The organism is Chitinophaga ginsengisoli (assembly GCF_003014595.1).
GTDB lineage: Bacteria > Bacteroidota > Bacteroidia > Chitinophagales > Chitinophagaceae > Chitinophaga > Chitinophaga ginsengisoli.
Genome location: NZ_PYGK01000004.1, coordinates 374,954 through 393,857 on the forward strand (window position 1 = coordinate 374,954; position 18,904 = coordinate 393,857).

At 43.7% G+C, this 18,904-nt stretch carries 22 protein-coding genes; 9 read left to right on the plus strand and 13 right to left on the minus strand.

Features of this window, described 5'->3' with window-relative positions; genetic code table 11:
* Position 1 precedes the first annotated feature (1 nt).
* The 6 genes from CLV42_RS12450 to CLV42_RS12475 form a co-directional block, all read right to left on the minus strand.
* Entirely contained in the window at positions 2-1,042 is a 1,041-nt protein-coding gene (locus tag CLV42_RS12450; RefSeq protein ID WP_106602242.1) for a hypothetical protein, read from the minus strand.
* A 34-nt stretch (positions 1,043-1,076) separates the two neighbouring features.
* Entirely contained in the window at positions 1,077-2,978 is a 1,902-nt protein-coding gene (locus CLV42_RS12455; protein ID WP_106602243.1) for a hypothetical protein, read from the minus strand.
* 19 nt (positions 2,979-2,997) lie between these two features.
* Positions 2,998-4,305 carry a S8 family peptidase gene (locus CLV42_RS12460; protein WP_106602244.1) on the minus strand — a complete coding sequence of 436 codons (1,308 nt, stop codon included), beginning with the start codon at positions 4,303-4,305 and terminating at the stop codon, positions 2,998-3,000.
* A gap of 404 nt (positions 4,306-4,709) precedes the next feature.
* Positions 4,710-5,222 carry a YbhB/YbcL family Raf kinase inhibitor-like protein gene (locus CLV42_RS12465; RefSeq protein ID WP_245901639.1) on the minus strand — a complete coding sequence of 171 codons (513 nt, stop codon included), beginning with the start codon at positions 5,220-5,222 and terminating at the stop codon, positions 4,710-4,712.
* 93 nt (positions 5,223-5,315) lie between these two features.
* Positions 5,316-6,176: an AraC family transcriptional regulator gene (locus tag CLV42_RS12470; protein ID WP_106602246.1), complete on the minus strand. Its 861-nt coding sequence runs from the start codon at positions 6,174-6,176 to the stop codon at positions 5,316-5,318.
* Positions 6,177-6,290: 114 nt separating this feature from the next.
* Positions 6,291-7,775, minus strand: coding sequence for an FAD-dependent oxidoreductase (locus tag CLV42_RS12475; protein ID WP_106602247.1), 1,485 nt, complete (start codon positions 7,773-7,775; stop codon positions 6,291-6,293).
* A gap of 229 nt (positions 7,776-8,004) precedes the next feature.
* On the opposite strand from CLV42_RS12475, the gene CLV42_RS12480 reads away from it, so the two are divergent.
* Genes CLV42_RS12480 through CLV42_RS12495 form a run of 4 tightly spaced genes read left to right on the plus strand, consistent with a single transcriptional unit; the run spans position 8,005 to position 10,787 of the window.
* Positions 8,005-8,961, plus strand: coding sequence for an SPFH domain-containing protein (locus tag CLV42_RS12480; RefSeq protein ID WP_106602248.1), 957 nt, complete (start codon positions 8,005-8,007; stop codon positions 8,959-8,961).
* 8 nt (positions 8,962-8,969) lie between these two features.
* Complete coding sequence (locus CLV42_RS12485) at positions 8,970-9,218, plus strand: hypothetical protein (protein ID WP_106602249.1); 249 nt, start codon at positions 8,970-8,972, stop codon at positions 9,216-9,218.
* Positions 9,219-9,220: 2 nt separating this feature from the next.
* Positions 9,221-10,195, plus strand: coding sequence for a hypothetical protein (locus CLV42_RS12490; protein ID WP_106602250.1), 975 nt, complete (start codon positions 9,221-9,223; stop codon positions 10,193-10,195).
* A gap of 22 nt (positions 10,196-10,217) precedes the next feature.
* Positions 10,218-10,787 carry a DUF6620 family protein gene (locus CLV42_RS12495; RefSeq protein WP_106602251.1) on the plus strand — a complete coding sequence of 190 codons (570 nt, stop codon included), beginning with the start codon at positions 10,218-10,220 and terminating at the stop codon, positions 10,785-10,787.
* 66 nt (positions 10,788-10,853) lie between these two features.
* Here CLV42_RS12495 and CLV42_RS12500 read toward each other — a convergent pair whose 3' ends face one another.
* Positions 10,854-11,738 (minus strand): NAD(P)H-binding protein, encoded by an 885-nt coding sequence (locus CLV42_RS12500; RefSeq protein ID WP_106602252.1) that lies wholly within the window; start codon positions 11,736-11,738, stop codon positions 10,854-10,856.
* An 83-nt stretch (positions 11,739-11,821) separates the two neighbouring features.
* Between CLV42_RS12500 and CLV42_RS12505 the strand changes: the two genes are divergently transcribed.
* On the plus strand, positions 11,822-12,220 hold the full coding sequence (locus CLV42_RS12505; RefSeq protein WP_106602253.1) for a winged helix-turn-helix transcriptional regulator: 399 nt from the start codon (positions 11,822-11,824) through the stop codon (positions 12,218-12,220).
* A 176-nt stretch (positions 12,221-12,396) separates the two neighbouring features.
* On the plus strand, positions 12,397-12,780 hold the full coding sequence (locus CLV42_RS12510; RefSeq protein ID WP_106602254.1) for a hypothetical protein: 384 nt from the start codon (positions 12,397-12,399) through the stop codon (positions 12,778-12,780).
* Between the two features lie 56 nt (positions 12,781-12,836).
* Here CLV42_RS12510 and CLV42_RS12515 read toward each other — a convergent pair whose 3' ends face one another.
* The 3 genes from CLV42_RS12515 to CLV42_RS12525 all read right to left on the minus strand — a co-directional run bounded on the left by CLV42_RS12515 (position 12,837) and on the right by CLV42_RS12525 (position 14,643).
* On the minus strand, positions 12,837-13,484 hold the full coding sequence (locus tag CLV42_RS12515; RefSeq protein ID WP_106602255.1) for a DUF2306 domain-containing protein: 648 nt from the start codon (positions 13,482-13,484) through the stop codon (positions 12,837-12,839).
* Positions 13,485-13,550: 66 nt separating this feature from the next.
* Positions 13,551-13,952: a winged helix-turn-helix transcriptional regulator gene (locus CLV42_RS12520; RefSeq protein ID WP_106602256.1), complete on the minus strand. Its 402-nt coding sequence runs from the start codon at positions 13,950-13,952 to the stop codon at positions 13,551-13,553.
* 163 nt (positions 13,953-14,115) lie between these two features.
* Positions 14,116-14,643 carry a DinB family protein gene (locus CLV42_RS12525; protein ID WP_106602257.1) on the minus strand — a complete coding sequence of 176 codons (528 nt, stop codon included), beginning with the start codon at positions 14,641-14,643 and terminating at the stop codon, positions 14,116-14,118.
* A gap of 202 nt (positions 14,644-14,845) precedes the next feature.
* On the opposite strand from CLV42_RS12525, the gene CLV42_RS12530 reads away from it, so the two are divergent.
* Complete coding sequence (locus CLV42_RS12530; RefSeq protein ID WP_106602258.1) at positions 14,846-15,274, plus strand: energy transducer TonB; 429 nt, start codon at positions 14,846-14,848, stop codon at positions 15,272-15,274.
* A 2-nt stretch (positions 15,275-15,276) separates the two neighbouring features.
* Here CLV42_RS12530 and CLV42_RS12535 read toward each other — a convergent pair whose 3' ends face one another.
* Positions 15,277-15,765: a hypothetical protein gene (locus tag CLV42_RS12535; RefSeq protein WP_106602259.1), complete on the minus strand. Its 489-nt coding sequence runs from the start codon at positions 15,763-15,765 to the stop codon at positions 15,277-15,279.
* Between the two features lie 180 nt (positions 15,766-15,945).
* Between CLV42_RS12535 and CLV42_RS33905 the strand changes: the two genes are divergently transcribed.
* Both CLV42_RS33905 and CLV42_RS12540 read left to right on the plus strand, forming a co-directional pair.
* Positions 15,946-16,110 carry a FeoB-associated Cys-rich membrane protein gene (locus CLV42_RS33905; RefSeq protein ID WP_170117488.1) on the plus strand — a complete coding sequence of 55 codons (165 nt, stop codon included), beginning with the start codon at positions 15,946-15,948 and terminating at the stop codon, positions 16,108-16,110.
* A gap of 189 nt (positions 16,111-16,299) precedes the next feature.
* Positions 16,300-17,112 (plus strand): hypothetical protein, encoded by an 813-nt coding sequence (locus tag CLV42_RS12540; RefSeq protein WP_106602260.1) that lies wholly within the window; start codon positions 16,300-16,302, stop codon positions 17,110-17,112.
* 54 nt (positions 17,113-17,166) lie between these two features.
* On the opposite strand, the gene CLV42_RS12545 is transcribed toward CLV42_RS12540, so the two are convergent.
* Together CLV42_RS12545 and CLV42_RS12550 are read right to left on the minus strand one after the other, a co-directional pair.
* Complete coding sequence (locus CLV42_RS12545; RefSeq protein WP_106602261.1) at positions 17,167-18,126, minus strand: NmrA family NAD(P)-binding protein; 960 nt, start codon at positions 18,124-18,126, stop codon at positions 17,167-17,169.
* Between the two features lie 117 nt (positions 18,127-18,243).
* Positions 18,244-18,666 carry a lipocalin family protein gene (locus CLV42_RS12550; RefSeq protein WP_106602262.1) on the minus strand — a complete coding sequence of 141 codons (423 nt, stop codon included), beginning with the start codon at positions 18,664-18,666 and terminating at the stop codon, positions 18,244-18,246.
* Positions 18,667-18,904: the final 238 nt, after the last annotated feature.

The window sequence follows — 18,904 nt, forward strand, 5'->3', positions numbered from 1 at the left end:
ATTAACGTGCTGCAACAGGAGCTGCCGGTGCGGCTATACCTGGTGTATTACCTGCCGGTTTTAGTGCGGCTACACCACCATCAGCATACATATTGGCGAAATTGTCCAGTTTGAAATAATCTGTTTTGAACTTGATATTGACATGCCCCTTCAGGGTAGCTGTCATATCGTCTGTCGCCTTTTTATCAGACGTATTTACCTGGATGTTGGTATTGGTAATGTCTGTGCTCATGGAAGGGCCGCCAAATATAGCACCCAGTATGCCGCCGTCAGCTTCAATGTGGGTATTAACAGTGTTGATGTTCTGATCATCATGATGGGCTGTACTGGCGCGGGTAGCTTTAATGGAAAATTCCACCTGCGCATCAATTTCACCTTTTTCCACAACCAGACGGGTTACACCCATAAGCAGCACTTCCCGCAATGCAGCACGGTGTTCTTTCGCCATATTGATCTTTGCCTCCAGTATGTGTTTCTTCACTTCTGCGTCTTCCAGGTCATGTTTTTCACCTTCAGGGTTAGTGAGCGCCAGCTTGGAGCTGCCGTCTGCCTGTTTCTCGGTGACCACATTATACTTGTCTCCACGGGATTCCGCCAGTGTGGCAAATGCATCATCATCCTTTATCTTTTTGATGAAATCTGCGGTAGACTTGGTAGCTTCCTTCATTAGTTTGATGTAACTATCGGTCTGTTGTTTCATCACCTTGAGGTTCGCATCAAATACAGCTTTCAACAGATCGGCCACGAATTTGGGAAAGTCGACAGCATCCACCAGTTCTTTAAATGATCTGGTGTCACCCTGGAAACCAGGGTCATAACCTTTGTATCCCATTTGTTTGCCACTATCGGTTGCCATACTTTCTTCCAGTCCATGCTTTTTCATTTGTCTGGAAGTATAGTCATCTATGAGTGACAGATAGATACTTTTCTGATCATCGAGGGACATCGTCTTAAATACATCACTGCTACCCAACACTTCTCTTGCCTGTGCACGGGCGAGTTCTTTGATCTGTGCCCTGGAAGGTATTACATTTATAGCCATAGCTGATAATACGTTTTGTTAGTTAGCAATTGAATTAAAAGTCCCATTCATCTTTACCTGCTGAAGGGGAAGGAGCAGGTAGTTTTTCAGCAGGTTCTTCATCATCTTCTTTTTCAACACGCTTTTCCCTGCGACGATATTCCCTGTTGTCCTTGTCTTCATTCTCATCTTCTTCTTTCTGCTGCAGTTGCGCCTGGCTGATGATGAAGGCATCCACATTGCTGATAAATGCGGAGAAGCGTTTATCATCTTCAAACGTAGTAGGATTATAGTCAGCGATGGAGTTAAGGATTTCGTAGCCCAGTTTAGCCTTGTTGTATTGAATAGTTGTTTTCGGACGCTGATGTTTCATGCCTTCGTAAAGCATTTCTACAACTTTCCACCAGTTACCACCAGCAGGAACAAGTTGTTTCACTACTTCAGGGTGGTTCAGTATACGCTTGATAACGAAGTACAATTCGTCGTAGATGATCGGTGATATCACATTGGCCATACCAGAGCAATGCGTAGACAGGTTGTATTGCAGATCTTCCACTGCCTGCATAACGTTCTGGCGGGATACATAGCTTTCAGGATTAGGACTGTCCTGTGCACGTTGTATATAACGTGCTACTTCCATGATCAGTATACGCCAGTATTTAGGGAATTCCTTGTTGACTACCACATCATCTGTTACAGGAGCATTGCCGTAGTTGAACACCTGTTTATAGAACATACGACGTTCTGCAGGACGGGTACGTTCAATGATCTTACCGGTTTTTGGATGTGTGAATTTGTTGGAGAATACATACATCTGAAGATCTTCCCGTAACTGCGCATCTGAAATCTGGATATTTCCTCTCACCATAAATTTATGTGTGAAGAAATTAACCACACTGAAGATATCAAGTTCTTCGCCCAGGGTCATGGAGTAGAACATCTGTGCAGCGCAGCGGATATTATCAGAGACAACCTGTACAGTAGCGGCATCATCATCCAGGAAGGTTACACTATAGTCCGGTGCGCTCCCGTCTGTGTCGGTCGTATCGTCTTCCCACCCCGGGGTGTTTTCTATTTCATTCATAAAGATCGGCAGCAGGATGTCAATATTGCTGTCTGTCACGGGAAGAATAGAAGCTTTGATCTGTTTGATCAGCTTCGGGATCATACTGGGTGGGATGACCGGATAATATTTGGAATCTTTCAGTATATCCAGTTCGGTACTGTTGTCTACATAGTTTTCCAGTGTTTTCTTTACGAACGCGCCGAAAGAAAGAGACGAGAAGGAGGGATTACCTTTGAGAATATCCGTAATAACGGGATTTTTTTCGTTATTAAACTCTACACTCACTCTTTCTTCATGGATATACTGGCGGGAGGCACTGATCTGTGTATAGATGATCACATTGCGGTTGCCGTATTTATTACCAAAGATAAAGTTGGTAAGCCCGTTGATTTCAGTATATCCTGCGTTATAGCCAAACGCCAGCAGGTAGTTGACGATATTTGGATAACTGAGGATGCTGCGGGTGTTCAGATCCAGGTTGTTCCAGTTATTGTTAAGCCGGTCCTTAAAATCGAATTTGAGTAATGACAGCTTATCTTCCGCGTCAATATATTCCTCAATGCTGTAGATCTTATCATATTTGGAATTATTGATCGTTTTGTATATAACATTCAGCAGACTATCCTCCTGCCATTGTTGTTCTTTCCTATGGCTATTGCCATACATTCTGGCTTTCAATGGCAGCTGAACAAGTTCGCTTATTGACGTGCCGTCTACGGTCTGAAAGTCATCTCCTTCTTTGATATAGATCGGAGTACCCAGCAAATCGTTCAGGTATGTCAGCTGCTCTTTCACATGACTGTCAATGTCAGCAGTGATACCATTAGTTGTAATGTTAGTTCTGCGTATTTTAACGCCATTGGTGGAAGGGAAGAAATTTAGCGTTGCCATTACATAATGTTTAAAGAATTTATGATAACATATCGTTTAACAGTTTGAATGAATCTGCCAGGTTGAGCAAACCGTATCCGGCTTTTTGATCCCTTACTTTGCTGGTGAGCCTGTCTGATGTGTTCCGAAGTATATGGGTGATGTCAGTATTTGTGATTTTTTTACCCCTTTCATAGGCGTACGACTTTAGCAGTGCCACAGCACCACTTACAAAAGGAGATGCCTGGGAAGTGCCGGAGGAAAGTGCGTAGCCATTATTCAGATAAGAGCTGTAAATGTTAGTACCCGGGGCTACTACCGTGATACTGGCGCCATAAGAGGAGAATCCGGTTATCTGCCCGGTATTGTCTACCGCACCAACGGCTATTACATCATCCAGCGCGCCGGGATAATATTTCTCAGGACTACCATCATTGCCACTGGCTGCTACAATAGTAACGTTCTTACTGATTGCATATTTGACAATATCTTCATGAGGAAGCCCACCGCCTGAGTGTTTAATGCCAAGACTCATATTAATCACATCAGCACCATTATCCACCGCCCATTTTATTCCATTGTTGATATTATCTACGATACCGGCACCTACTACTTTGTTGCCGCTCTTCATGGCAGCCAGCACTCTGATTACCATCAGTGAACAGGAAGGACAAACGCCTTCATTCATGCGCAGGCCTTTTGCAGCCAGTATGCCCGACACATGAGTACCATGCCCCACCTGGTCTTCCGGGAGTGCATTGATGTTTAATACGTCTCCTATGAAGGAAGAAGTATCAAGCCCCTGGAGATCTACAAAATTTCTACGGAGGACGATTTTGTTTTCCAGTTCCGGATGACTGAAATTTGCACCGGTATCCAGCACCGCCACACGTACGTTATTTACGCCCTTGGTCCATTCTTTAGCATAAGGGAGATAGATCATTTCGCCTGGATCAGTAGAAACAACAGCCATAGCGCCGGCAACTTCTCCGGGAAATTCAGTAGTGCCCAGTAACAATGTCCTTACTTCTGCAATGAAGGGAAGTTGTTCCAGGCGTTTGATAATTTGTTCAGGTAAAGCCCCATCACGCTGCAAAATAAGACGGAAGGTACAATGCAGGTTAGCATTCATTTCATCGGCACTCCATACCCTGTCTTTGGATTGAGATTTATATTCTCTGGTAACCCAGAATTTATAGTTCGCTTCAGCAAACAACCTGTCCACATCCGGATGGAAACGTTCAACGACAATAGTTTTATCGTTGATAAAGTCCATCCAATATGGAATAGGTGCAGGTAGCTGATCCAGCACTTCTTTGACAACTTTTATGATGATATGCTCTTTCATAAATGCATATGCAACATTTCTGAGTTAGGGGCAATAACCAATACTTGTTGACGTGCATCAACATTTGGGGTAAATAAATAATAAGTTTTTCATTCTTTGCTACAACACATGCCATCTGTTGCCGAGGTAGCAGCAGATTCGAATAGTAATGATATTTAAGTTTAGATGAGAAGTATACAAACCCCGTGCTATGGTCAAGAGAACATTTAATGAATCGTTTGGATATATGGGGTTTGGGATGATGAAGCTAGGAAATATTAAGGAATCCACAAAAAATAAATGTGGATGGGCTGGCATAAGATGCTATCTCATTTTGATCGCGTGCATTGCTTGATAAAAGTGTTCAGTACTCTGGTATATATTTGCCCCGACATTTTTTATGTGTCGGGGCAAGTTGTTTACATCTAGTGCTTTTGTCCGTAAACAATCAGCGATGCTTTCGCTAATGTCGCAAAGTGCATGTTAAAACCTACAAAAGCGGGCGTGGCATTTTTATCCAATTCCAGTTTTTTGCTGAGAGCATATACCGTGATCAGATAACGGTGAGCAGGGCCTTCGGGAGGAGCAGCACCTATGTAACCGGGTACACCTGCATCTGTATTGCTTTGTATCGCTCCTCCGGGAAGGAGGTCTTTGTTTGGATCACCGGCACCGGAGACTAACTCGTAGGTATTTTGCGGGATGTTAAAAACGATCCAGTGCCAGAATCCGCTACCCGTGGGAGCGTCCAGGTCATAGACTGTTACTGCAAAGCTTTGTGTATCCTTTGGAGGATTTTCCCAATACAGTTGTGGAGATTGGTTTTCACCATTGAACCCCATTCCCTTTGCATATTGCTTATTGGTCAGCTGACCGCCAAGCTCTTTGCTTTTTAATGTAAATGTTTGTGCAAAAGCACTGCTTTCTGTTGCCATCATCTTTTCCATTTTTTGTTTGAATGATGGCTCAAAGGTAGATGCGAAGACAGGTGGCAAATAATAGGTACTCGTCCAGAAAGTATGGCCAGACGTTCAATTTGTTAACTGGTACTGTTTAGGCGTTATGCCATGAATCTGCTTAAAAGATTGAATGAAGCTGGAGAGGTTTTCATAACCGAGTTCATAATAGATTTCACTCGCCTTGCGGTTATCCTGCCGGAGCATTTTAGCCGCTCTTTCCATTCTTTTTTCCAACAGCCATCTGTTAGGGCTATTGCCATAAATGCTGGCAAACCTGCGTTTAAAAGAGGACAGGCTCATATTGCATAAAAAGGCAAGTTCTTCAACCGTGATATTGCTGTTTATATGTGATGTAACTGCCTGGCGGACTATCAGGTCGTCATTGGCTTCATAGCTCATGTTCCTGATTTGCTGTATCTGTCCCGGATATTGTACTGCAAGGTATAAGAACAGTTCTTCCAGTTTTACCTTTTGCAGATCGTGGTATATAGGCTTATCATCGCAAAGCATGCAATCAAGAGAACGAGTGAAATTTATCAGGAACTCGTCCTTTTCCAATAACAAAAATGGATGACTGCCGGATTGTTTTGTTTGTTTACCGAGTAATGAAGCATGACGGTCAAAAAAATCAGACAATAATTTGCTATCAAAGAAAATAAGAATACTATGATAATCTGCATTCTCAGCCGCTATCTTTTCACTCATAAGGCAATTTCCGGCGGCTAACATTACAAACTGGTGCGGTTTTACCGTAATATGTGTGCCTGCAAAATGCACGGTTTTTTCACCTTCAAGCAAAAAGGTGAACAGGTTTTGTTGCAGCATGATGCTTGCTCTGGGAGCGGGCTTATTGGTGCGGTAACGGAGAATAGAAACATATTCGGCATCTCGTTGTACCGGTGATGTATTAAGAGGCAAAGCATGTTCGTTCATAAGGAAGTATATGACTGGTGCAAAATTAGCACATTCTTCCAGATAATAGGCCTTCCGGTATGCGGCGAAAACATACCACCATCAGCAAACAGCTTTTATATTCCTTTGAGCTGCCTAATCGGCTGCCCGTATGGACAAGGCATGATAAAATATATTCAAAGGATCCCATTTAGCTTTCACTTGTTGCAGCCGTGGATAGCTTTCCTTGTAATAAAGGGTATGCCATGGAACGCCTGACTGGTTCCATTCTGCACTGGCAAGATCTGTATCCGGATGATTGATCATGCTTCCGTCTGTTTGTTGATTGGGTACAGGTACACCGCCGGAGTCTGGGAAAAGGTCCTTGTAGAAATTGCGTACCCAGTCCATACTGGGGGTTGCACCTTCCGGATCAATCCAGCCGGTATTGCAGGCAACATCCAGGATGCAATCCCGTTGAGCCGATGCAGTGGTATCAGGTGATATTGTATTCACCTTACCTCCATAGGTGGCCATACCCAACAGCCCACCTATTTGTACATCTGCTGTGAGATACTTATAAGCGGTTGCTATCTGGCTATCAGTGAAGGGGCTTCTGAAGAAAGCGTCTTTAATTTTTGCCTGTACATTATCGAAGCCTGGTTGAAACAATTCAGGAAAAGGGTTAAGCGCAAAGCGTAACCATGCGCTTTCCTCAATTTGCAATTTATAAGGCAAACCTACCGGCTTTGCGATGGCCGCCAGATGTGCATCTATCAGCTGTGCAGCATTTGATCCTGTAGAAAGCCCTTTTATTTCCAGCTTTCCGATGTTACGGTGATTTAGAAAGAGTATGCTGAACAATTGTGTATAAGGAGAATCGGGTGCACTATTCTGCTGGCTCCATGCTCCGAAACCCCGTACCAGACGGGAAAACGCTGATTCATCAAAGTCCTTCCAATCCCATGCCACCCGGAAGGTGGTAACAGACGCCGGTGCCTTGGGCAACGCTGAAAAAGGATCAGCGCCTGTGGCATCCGGCGATCGCAGCCAGTAGCGTGTTACAATACCAAAGTTACCACCGCCGCCGCCGGTGTGTGCCCACCAGAGCTCACGATTAGGATCATCTGCCTCCCGTGTGGCAATGACACTATACGTCTTGCCGGATGCATCGACAGTGACCAGTTCGACGGCATAGAGATAGTCTGCCGCAAGCCCATATTCCCGGCAAAGAAAGCCGAAGGCCCCACCTAATATATGTCCGCCCACACCGATGCCCGGATGTTCTCCTGCAGGAAGCACCACACCCCAACCCAGGAATAACCTGCGATACATTTCACCAACAGTGGCGCCAGCCTCTACTACAAAGGCTGCTCTCTCATTGTCAAAGTAGATATCAGTCATCAGGGACACATCGATAAGTACCTGTACAGTTGGATCTGATACGAAGCCTTCCAGGCAATGTCCTCCACTGCGTACTACCGGTCGCCGTTTGCTGTCCACGGCATCCTGTACTGCCGCTATCACATCTTTTGTAGATGTTGGCAGGCGAATATATTCAGGCTTTCCGGTAAAACGTTTGTTAAATCTCTTTCCGGCAAGATCGGAATAACGTACGTCATTGGGTGTAATCTTTTCCATATACTAAATATAAAAAAATAGTTCCCGGCCATTCGGTTGCATTTTTTCATGATAATTTTATTGTCCGGAATGGCGTACAGATCAAGAGAGAGGCACCTACTAAAAATTTGCTAAATGGTTTAACAAAAAATAACTAATTTTCCGCATCCTTTACTATCAGTTACGCATAGTGATATACGTTAACCTAATGGACAAAGGTAACCCTGATTAATAGTGACAATTGAGAACCATGCATTTACCTTTTATTGAAATCATTGAGTGGTTTGAGAAAGACCCCAATTTGTTAATGTGGAAGTTTCCATATCCCGAAGCCGACATTAAAAATGGTGCTAAGCTGATTGTTCGTGAATCCGAAAAAGCATTGTTGCTAAGCGAAGGCAAACTAGCTGATGTATTCGATCCTGGTACACATACGCTGGCTACAGAGAATATCCCATTCCTGACGAAATTAAAAGGCTGGAAATACGGTTTCCAGGGCCCTTTTAAAGTGGATGTTTACTATCTCTCTTCTAAACAGTTTGTAAATCTGAAATGGGGCACGCCAACACCGATCATGATACCCGACAAGCAGTTTGGTCAGGTACGTGTAAGAGCCTTTGGCAGTTATAATGTACGCATTTCGGATCAGGCAAAATTCTTCCGGGAATATGCAGGCACATTACCATTCCTGTCTGCATTTGAATTGCAGAACAAACTCCGTGATTTTATTGCACCTAAGTTTGGAGAAGCACTGGCAGAAGCGCAAATACAGGTATTGGACATTGCCGGTAACCTGAGTGCGCTGAATAGCAAGATCAGACCCCTTATCCAGCCCTATTTTGACGCATTCGGTATTGATGTAACAGAATTTACCGTAAGCAGTGTTACCCTGCCGGATGAAGTGGCAAAGCATTTTGATACCGTTACCAACATGAACATGGTAGGGGATATGGATGCATTTCTCAAATTCAATCAGGCAACAGCTATCGGTCAACAGGGAACAGCCCTGAATGATGCTGCACAACAGGGTGCTGCTATGGCCTATATGATGAATGCCATGAATGCACAAAAGTCAGAAAGCAAGCCTGCGGAAAAACAGGACGATATTGAATCCAGGCTGAAGCAACTGAAGTCTTTACACGATAACGGATTGATAGATGCGGAGGAATACAAGGCCAAAAAAGCAGAGATCATCGCCAAATTATAATACCCTATATGCAGGAGGAAAATAAGAAATTGTCGTTCATTGAGCGCATGAAACAGCGTGCTGTTTCACAGCAAAGTTACGGTGGACAAGCTGAAAATTCAGGAGCCAACACAGAGAATGCTACCTGTCCCAATTGTGGCGCAGGCCGTGCAAAACAGGATGGATTGACGCACTGCGCCTACTGTGGACATCCTTTTATTACAACAACGCTTACTGACGGTAAATACATCAAAAAGTCAGATAATTCCAATACATAATTATGGGTTTATTTAATTGGGGACAATCACAGGAGGACAAGCAGGAATATGAGGCGTTGAAAAGTGAACTAGCGACCCTGGAAAACCGGCTGGATGCTTTCCTGGCCAAGCTGAATGAACGTGTGGATGCATTGCTTAGCGGCTTCATAGAAGAAGCGCCTTCTGTAATGGCAGAAGATGATCGCTTTGGGCAGGCATATTATCGCTTTTCCTCTGCTATGAAGGGACAGGCAGGCAGCATGCGCGAAAAGTTACGGGAAGTACTTGAAAAGCAGATTGAGCCAGTCTATAGTCGATATTCAGATACACTCTCTGCAGGAAGCGAAGGGTATAGTATACTTCATGAATGGAGGCATCGTTGCGCCAGGAAGGCAGACGAATGGGAGGAACAGTTACAGCATCGTGTAGATGAGGCTACAGAACAGGTAGAAAGAAAGGATTATGAGCCGGTTTTTGCGCAAATGATGAATGATTACTGGCAGCAGTGTCAGTTGATCAATTGCCGCCAGTGTGGCGCTAATCTGAACATAAAACAAGTCTACTATTACAGTGCTTACGTGGCGTGCTCCCATTGTCAGACGCAAAACATCTTCGAGCCGGGAACAATAGCCCGCGACATTGAACATACTGCCAGGAAACTGGCTGAACAGCGCAGCAAACATTTCATGGATGCGCATGAGCGGCGAAAGAGAGAAGAAAGAAGTCTTTACCAGCAGATGCATGAATTGCAGCTGACACTCAGTATGGAGGAACGGGTGAAGAGGAGTGGGCCTAAATATGAGCAGCTCCTTTCACTGGAATCAAAAAGATTGCAGGCTGAAAGCGAAGCGCCTGAATTACTTGACAGGTACTACAGAAACATCTTTGACGAGCTCACAAAACTATTGCCTGATCTGGAAGAACACCATGAAAAGTTCTTCAAATCTCTGCAGGCCAATTATCAGAGATATGAAAGTAAAAGAAGCACGAATCTATAGTTAACTATAAAAACAACAGACCATGGGACAAAACCCCTTATTTGAACCTATTCATGGCATCAGCCTGTACGATTACTCCGCTGCCAACGCAAAGATTGCGAATGGTGTTGCCGTTGATGCCATCTGTAGCGCGCTTGGCGTAGAAACACCTGTATGGGAAGAAGCTAGCCAGGGTTGGGTACAACGTATGCAGGAAGATTCCGAATTTATCGTAATCTCTGAAATGGGCGTTTTATTCGGACAAGCCAGTGAACACCCTAAATTAGGCCATCTCCAGCCGGTAGCAGGCGCAGGAAATGCACAGAACCTGGATAGACTGGCTACTGACCGCTACTTCTATGAGGAACTGAGTGGTGCGCGTACAGCGGCATATGAAGCCGGTCTGGATGGCGCCAAATGGATACAGGATAATTATGGCATCTCTCTTGGCGATTTCCAGCAGGTAGCTATGCAGTGGATGGAACAACAGCGAGACGAAAGCTCTGAAGAAACACTGGAATATGTGAATTATATGGATGCAAAAAGGCAGGAGTATGCAAAGAGATTTGCTGATGAAAACGGCGGCAATATAGCTGACGACGTGGAGTTTTAATAATGCAGACTATCAGATAAAAAATGCCTTCCGGTTGAGAGACCGGAAGGCATTTTTATTGAAGCATCAACTGTTATATGCAGCAGCAAATTCCTTTGCAAAATCATCCAGCTTTATCCTGCCCAGGGCGGCAGGTTTATTCTTGTCATAATCCTCCCATAAAATACCACTCCTTACAGCAGAACCCATTTCAACAAAGGTGCTTGCAATAGCAGGGGGTAACCCTGCTCCGGTCATGCCGGCCAGACTATCTTCATCGCTGAATTCAACCCAGGGCAATTCAGGCTTGCCTATTGCAGTACCCAGCGTTTTAACGAGCGTTGAGATCTTTTGCTCATCACTGATCACATAACGATAGCTTTTGCCGCTGAAGGAACCTTGTAACTCCTGTGCAGCTGCTTCTGCAATATCCCGTGGATGTACCATTACCAGTCTTGCTTCTTTGCTATAGTTGTTGCCCAGAATACCCTGGTGTTTAATCATGTCTATATTGGCAAAGAAGTTGACATAAAAGAATCCGGCACGCAGATGTTTAACGGCCACATTATCCAGCGTGTTTAGCATCAGTTCCACATCATGTAATCCTGTTATAGGCCCAGTACTATTCTCAAGATGAGCGCCGATACTGCTCAGGTTTACCACGCGTGTTACGCCAGACGCTTTGATGGCGGCGGTATAATTTTTACCAATGTCGTTAATGTATTGCCTGTAATTGGTAGCGCCGAAATTCGGTGGCACCATCGTGTAAACTGCGTCTGCACCAGTAAATGTTTTGGTCAGGAATGCAAGGTCTGCTACAGACCCTATCGCTGCTTTTGCCCCTAAGGCTTCGATAGCGCCTACTTTGCCAGAGTCACTGCTGATGATAGTTACGTCATGGCCTGCGCCTGTCAATATCTCTGCTAACGGCTTGCTGATATGTCCCAGAGAGCCTGTTACTATAATTTTCATACTTTAAAATGTTTGTTTGTTTTACAACGCAAAACTATCTTTGTACAAACTTTTTGACAAGTACCTACCCCAAAGTAAGTAGCATGACTAAAGTGAAAGAAAGCTCAACAAGAAATTATAATAAGGGCATTGCTGAAATGACCTGTCCTATTACTTATGTCATGAATAAGATCGGTGGCCACTGGAAATCGATCATTCTCTACTACCTGATAAGTGGCCCTAAACGCTACGGTGAGCTGAAACGTTTGATACCTGCCATTACGGAGAAAATGCTGATACAGCATTTAAAGCAATTACAGGAAGATAATCTTATAAACAGAAAGGCAGAGGATATTGTTCCGCCGCATGTTATTTACAGCCTTACGCCATCCGGTGAGGAATTAGGGCCAGTATTGATGGCAATGGCTGATTGGGCCATAAAAGACAATGCAAAATATGCCGGCTTTACCGCGTCAGCAGACGTAGATATAAACGCCAAATAAAGTGCATTAACAGGGGGGAATCGCCAGGCCCCAATCCCCACCTTTGGAAGATAATGCCAAGAAACGGCATTAAACCGGGCATAGAAGAGAACTGTTAATAGTTTGCTAAACATACTTTCGCCTTTAAATTTTTCAATTAAACCAGCGTCAAAGAATTAGAAAAAAAATTAAAGGTCATGAAAAAGATAATAGCAATACTGCTACTTGCAGTAACGGTTCAAAGCGCTTCAGCAATGGTTCCTAATGGCCCTATAAGAGGTTTTCATGGTGGTGGTTTTTACCCCAGAACAACCGTAGTTGTGGGCGGTGGTTTCTACAACCCTTACTTTTCTCCTTTTTATTATGGCTACCCGTATCCATATACAGCTGCTGTGCCTTACCAGCCAACAAAGCTGGACATGCAGATAGCGAATATCAGAAACGATTATGCGGATAAGATTGAATCCGTAAAAATGGATAAAGATCTTACCGGTAAAGAAAGACGTGCACAGATAAGGGAATTCAAGAGAGACCGTGACCAGGCTGTCCTTGAAGCCAAAAGGAACTACTACAAATCTTAAATCTTACATTTGGTTCATGCAAAAGGGATGATCTTCGGACCATCCCTTTTCGTTTGTCATATCCTGCCGGCCCTTCTCTGCCGGAGGGATAATATCACTTCATAGATATACAGCGGAACAGCCCAGCCCATCCAGAAAAGAGAGGGTGAAAAATCAGCGAAACTTCCCAGCGATTGAACAACTGGCAGTCTTGCCGTCAGCCCCGATATGACGAAGGCCAACGTGACAATATAACTTCTGGTCATCCACTCCTTATGGAGTTTAATTTGTCTTTTGCGGATGGTCCACCAGGCAATAAAGGAGGAGGATATCCAGACACTTACCCACACCTGTAATGAAAATGCATACGCCCAGTTGATGGCATAAGCGGTGGTAAAAGCCAGGATCACGGCACAGGTACTGCTTGCCAGGATAGCCAGCAGATAAAGGGTGCCAATGACGCGGTGCAACTGCCAGCTTTTGGTTCTCAGCCGTTCCCAGAATTGTAAAGGACCAAGAATGAGCGCTCCCCCTCCGGCGGTAATATGTAGCAGCAATACCCATTTTAGTTTGAAGTATTTGCCCAATGCATCAGGCGTGAGCTGGAGAAAATGATCAGCGCCATGCATGAAATACCAGGTGATCGCTACAATGACTGCCCAGATCAATATTTTAAAGACATCATTTATGCTCCATGAAGAGGCTACAGCAGATAAATTTTTCATGTTCAATATGTCATTAATTGAACACAAAATTCATGAAGGAGATCGTTGTAATCAATAACCGAAAAATTATTCGGTGGCGGGAGCCAGGCAGGACGACTGTTGCCGGGAAGTTTGTCGGCCGGTAGCTACTTTTTTTACCTTTCCTGAATAGGCTGCTCCCCATTGGTCCATTGAGACAATCACAGGAAGAAGGCTTTTGCCCATATCGGTAAGGGCGTAATCAACATGTAAAGGAAAGCCTTTATGTACTTTCTTAGCGACAATACCATATGATTCAAGTTCCCTCAGCTGCATGTCAACTACTCTTGGGGTAGCAGTAATGAGTTGTTTATGTATTTCGCTGGGCCGCTTATAACCCCTGTTGATAAGATCCACAATGCAGGGTTTCCATTTTGCCCCGAGTACTTTCATGAATACAGTAACGCCACAATCCAGGTCTTCAGGCGTCTTTCTTTCGTATGTCTGCATAACTTTTTATTTGGGCTATTGACAATATAGCAGGTATTGCTGGTTTGCCTTCGTTATGCAATATAAATATTTTTCAGTCCTGCCGGATCGTACCTGAATGCATCGTGTGCTGATTACCTTCAGTGATTGACAGGACTGAAAACGCCATAGCAGCATATATAGATTAAAACAGTTTTTCTTCAGGTGGTTTAACACCGGCGAGGCGCAGATAGACAGTAGTTTGTCCGCGATGATGTGTCTGATGTTCAAACGCTTTTTCAAACGCTACTCTCCTGGTCATATCAAATTTGCCAAAGAGATTGACATTGTCATTCAGCTTATCCGCAGACAGTTTTTTGATATTATTGATTACAAAGTCATATCCATCCATTACAGCTTTGGTTACAGCAGCTTTTGATTTATCAGCTGATTTTTCCATTTCTCCCATACCATAAGGGCTTTTTTCGCCGGTAGCCGTGGATGCGAAGCCGTAGTTTGCATCTGTAATGTGAAGCATCTGCTCTGCAAATGAGCGCATTTCAGGAGTTGGTTTCAGACTATAGTCTTTATCCGGCATAGCATCAAGATATTCTTTTGTGTAGGCTTTAGCCCGTTCCCATTCTTTTACCATTTCGTCTGTTGACTGGGCCCTGGTAATGCCTGATAATCCAATAAGCAGTGTGAATACCTGGAGAAACATGAGTGCTTTCATCGAATGTAGGTTTTATTGAACAGTGAATACTATTTTAGCAGGAGATTTGCAATTAAGTCCGCGAAATACCGGGCTTACAGCCATAAAATAACAAGTCAAATAGAGAATTTGTTTATTAAGCCTGTTTAATGCTCACAGGTACTTCAAAATTTCCTAAAAAAGTGAGTTATGCTTAGATTCGTATTCTAATAATATATCCCCTATGCCTAAGCATTTAGTACTCATCTCTATTTTATTTTTTAGCGTTATTAATATTGCTAAATCCCAGGACAACGACATCTTTACCAGAATAGAAATAGCGCCAGAATATAAAGGCGGCCCAGTTGCTATGAAGAAATTTATCAGTGAGCATCTGATCTATCCTAAAAAAGCGCTGAAACATAAGAAAGAGGGGAAAGTAATTGTGGAAATAAGAATAGACAAGGAGGGTAATATCACAGAACCTAAAATTGTTAAAGGTGAAGACTTAGGTTACGGGTTGCCCGAGGAGGCTTTACGAATTGTAAGCCTGATGCCTGAATGGAATCCTGCTATTATTGAGCAAAAGCCTGAGCCAAGAAGAAGGGTAGCGGCATATGTAGCTGTCACCATTGATTTTGAGCTTGATGATTATAATAAAGACAAGAAGTAACTTCAGTCTCCTCTCTTCATTTTCTCTATAGTATCGAGCATGCCCGCATGCTCTGTTTCTGCCGCCAGCGGCAACGCCAATATCTGCCATCTGATACCTTCCTCCTGGCGCCCCGACTGATATAAGAGCTGGGCATTCTGGCTCATATATTTGCTAAATGCATGACGCTGCTTCGCAGGAATATTATTTCCATACTTCTTTGCATAAGGGATAATAGCAGTGGAAAAATTGGCCCAATCATCGCGTTGCATACTGTAGATGGTCTGACTCATTAAGAGGACTTCTTCGCCTGTATCTCCATAAAGCGATATCAGATGTTTCCCGAAGCTTGCCCAGTCGGGTGTACTATCACGGGACTCAAGATATGGAATGACTTCTTCCCCGAAGATCTTATTCATTTTCTCAGCGCGGAGACGGGTGCTGTCAACAGGTTGTTGTGCAAAAAGAGAGGTCGACAACAAACAATAAAGGGCTACTACAAATGGATACATGGTAATGGTATTGATGAAGGGACCTTATGAAGGTAATGAATGGACAATAACTTTATTTAGGAGAAAGAGAATTATCAGGGCGGAGCCAGCAGTTCATTACAAAACGATAACCTTGGAATACAGTCAGGAAGATATATATTGATACCAGGCTGTCTGTTTTTACTACTTTAACCATCTGACATGCAATACATTAATCTGACCACAATTGTCATTGTTGCCCTGATTGCAATAGCACTCATTGTTTTCCTGATTGTAAAGAATCGCAGGGACCGGAGAAAACTGCTGAAAGATGATCCAGTAGAAGATGAGATTGATGAACAATTCAGGCGCAAAGAAAAGCTCTAGGATATTTTGTGTGTCCGTAATTTTAATAACCTATGAAATCTGTAAACGCTCAGCAACACTGTCGACTGTTTTAGCTTTTGTATTTCATTTGTTTTCTCCCCGGAAAACCGTACTTTAGTTATACCCCAATTGAAAATGTACCTCCAAACGGGCCCCCTTTTGACACATACTTACTTAAATCAGTTTACCATGGGAAATAATTCCACAGAACACATTAATGAGGCAATGAACAACGAAGTTGCCGAATCAAAGAAGATCCCGTCTGTAATAGAAGCACAAAAGATGCTGGCATTACAGAATAACATGCTTTACGTTGGAGCAGATGCGTATATCGGTAATCCATATGCCCTGCTGGGAACAGTACTGGAGATCAGGAAAACACAGGCTGATTGCCCCTCCATTGCCAATACAGAGAATGCATCCATAGAATTCTCCGCGTTTAAGATCCCGGGTATTGAGATTGATGAAACCTCCAAGATAAAGGAACCTATTAAACGCCAATCTATCCTGGTGGATCAGAAACTGTCTGTGGAGGTAAGTTTTCTGAACTACCTGACAGCCGAATTTGAGCAGGAATCATCTTTTAGTCTGATGGTATTTGACCAGGCAACAGGACTGGTGAACCGTGATAGTGATTCATGGAATAAGGGCGTGCAATCCTGGATGGCTGATAATAAGGCCGCCGTCCTGGAAGATCCCGCTGTATGCTACGTGTATGCAGTAATAGGTTTTGTGCAGAAATATATCATCCGGCGGAAATATACAAAGTTCACTGCAGGTGCTAAAGGAGGTGCATTTGGTGTTAACCTGAATGGTCAGCTTTATACCAGTGCTGAGGACTATTCACTGGACGTACGCTATGGCTTGCAGACAGTTATTCTGAAACGGCCTACAGTAACAAAATCGCTGTTTGCAGAGAAAGAAGTGCTGGCTGAAGCGAAGGAGGATGAGGCGAACCTCTTTAGCGCCGTTGCCAAAGCGCGTAGTTTTACATTAAAATAACAGCTGTCAAAACAGGCAAGGGAGCGCAGAATGCCTGCCCCCTTGCCTGTTATATCAAACTTTGCTTTTAGTTCTTTTACTATTGGTCTTGCCTTTTGTCGTGGCAGGTTCCTCCTTGCCGGCAGACTTGTTTTTTGCAGTAGTAGGTTCTTCCGCAGGAACATGCTCCTGCACATAATCCTTCAGGGTCGTTTTCAGTTTTGCCTGAACAGTACCGTTCTTTTCCGGTTTTACTTTTCCTGAGATCACTACGTCTGTCATTTCTATAAAATTCCTGATAGCATCCGGTGTGAACCCGATCTCATGTAAAGTACTTTCCCACTGCTCTCTTGGTGTCTCTACTGCTTTTACTTCCTTCCCGAGCGCGTCAGAAAACGCTTTAGCCACATCTTTACTACTGTAAGCAGTTCCGGTCAGTTCGAATATTTTCCCATCTTCTTCCTCTTTCTGTATCACATTTGCTACATAAGTAGCTACCTCCTGGGGAGAAACCATGGGAATGGAGAGGTCTGGCGGGAAAAAGGTAGGCAATATCCCTTTTTCTACAACAGATCCGAGATGCATCATCCAGTTGCTGAAATAATAGGCCGGACGTATGAAGATCTGTTTTATAGGCATACCGGTGAATGCATGTTCCAGCAGATAGGACATCATCAGGTTACCTGTTCCTGTTTCAAACTGAGCGCCAACGGAAGATAATCCTACTACTTTTTTAATGGGTGAACTGGCTAATGCCTTTCTGTAGTTTTCAAGAATGTCTTTTGTTTCACCAATTACATTCCGCTCGTGCCCGCTTTCGGGAGTAAGAGCGAAGAGTGTACTGCCATCCTGAAGCGCAGCAACTAGTGAGGGGAGGTCGCTGACATCGGCAATCGCAACAGCGGCGCCTGATTTTTTCAGTTTCCCGGCTTTCTTTTCATCTCTGACAACACCTTTAACCTGTTCTCCATTTTTTATAAGCTGGTTGACAATAGCTGAACCAACTTGTCCTGAAGCTCCAAGAATGACATGCATAATTACAATGGTTTATTTTAAAGGCTCCAAAAATTAGTCCAGCGTTGTCGTGGAGAAAAAGAAACAGGCCATCTGTTTTACACAGATAGCCTGTCGCGGATAGGAATAGGGCAGGGGTTAATTTTGGTTAAAGGTCAAAAATTCCCCACTGGCATCGTTGTCCTCTTTCAGTTTGATTTCTGTACTCGTTACTGATATAATCTCCCAATCATCTGTCAGTTCTCCCAACGGTTTATTGGCATCGCTTTTTGCGCCAAAATCCAGTGTAAATCCGGTGGCACTGTTGTTAATACTCCATGTCCCGTGCTTGTTGGTACTATTTAGAGATGCTGTTACTGATCCATTGCTGTCAAAGACGAAAGTATAGCCGTTGAAATCGCTGGTTTCATTATTGCCCCGTTCAGTGAACTGTGTTACCCGCCATGTACCAGTTGTAGGCGCCGTTCGGTCCACGGTTGGCTTAGTATCCTTATCATTATTGCTGCATGAAAGCATAAATGCAGATAATAGCATTGCAGGTAGCCAGTTGCTTCTTCTCATAACGGAATTTTAATGCTTGGAGAATCTATTCTATTAATACGGATAGATTAGCTGTTGGGTTGCCTCACACTGTCATTTATTTTGATGATATGTATAAGACTTTCCCAGATAAGCGGTTTCCAGTTCCGTCCCTTCATATGGTAAGGCTCATTGCCTTAATAATCGCCTTTATGGATTATCTTATCTGTTCAATATCAATTGATTAATTGGGCTGCTGAGTATATCAACTAAGTTTTTC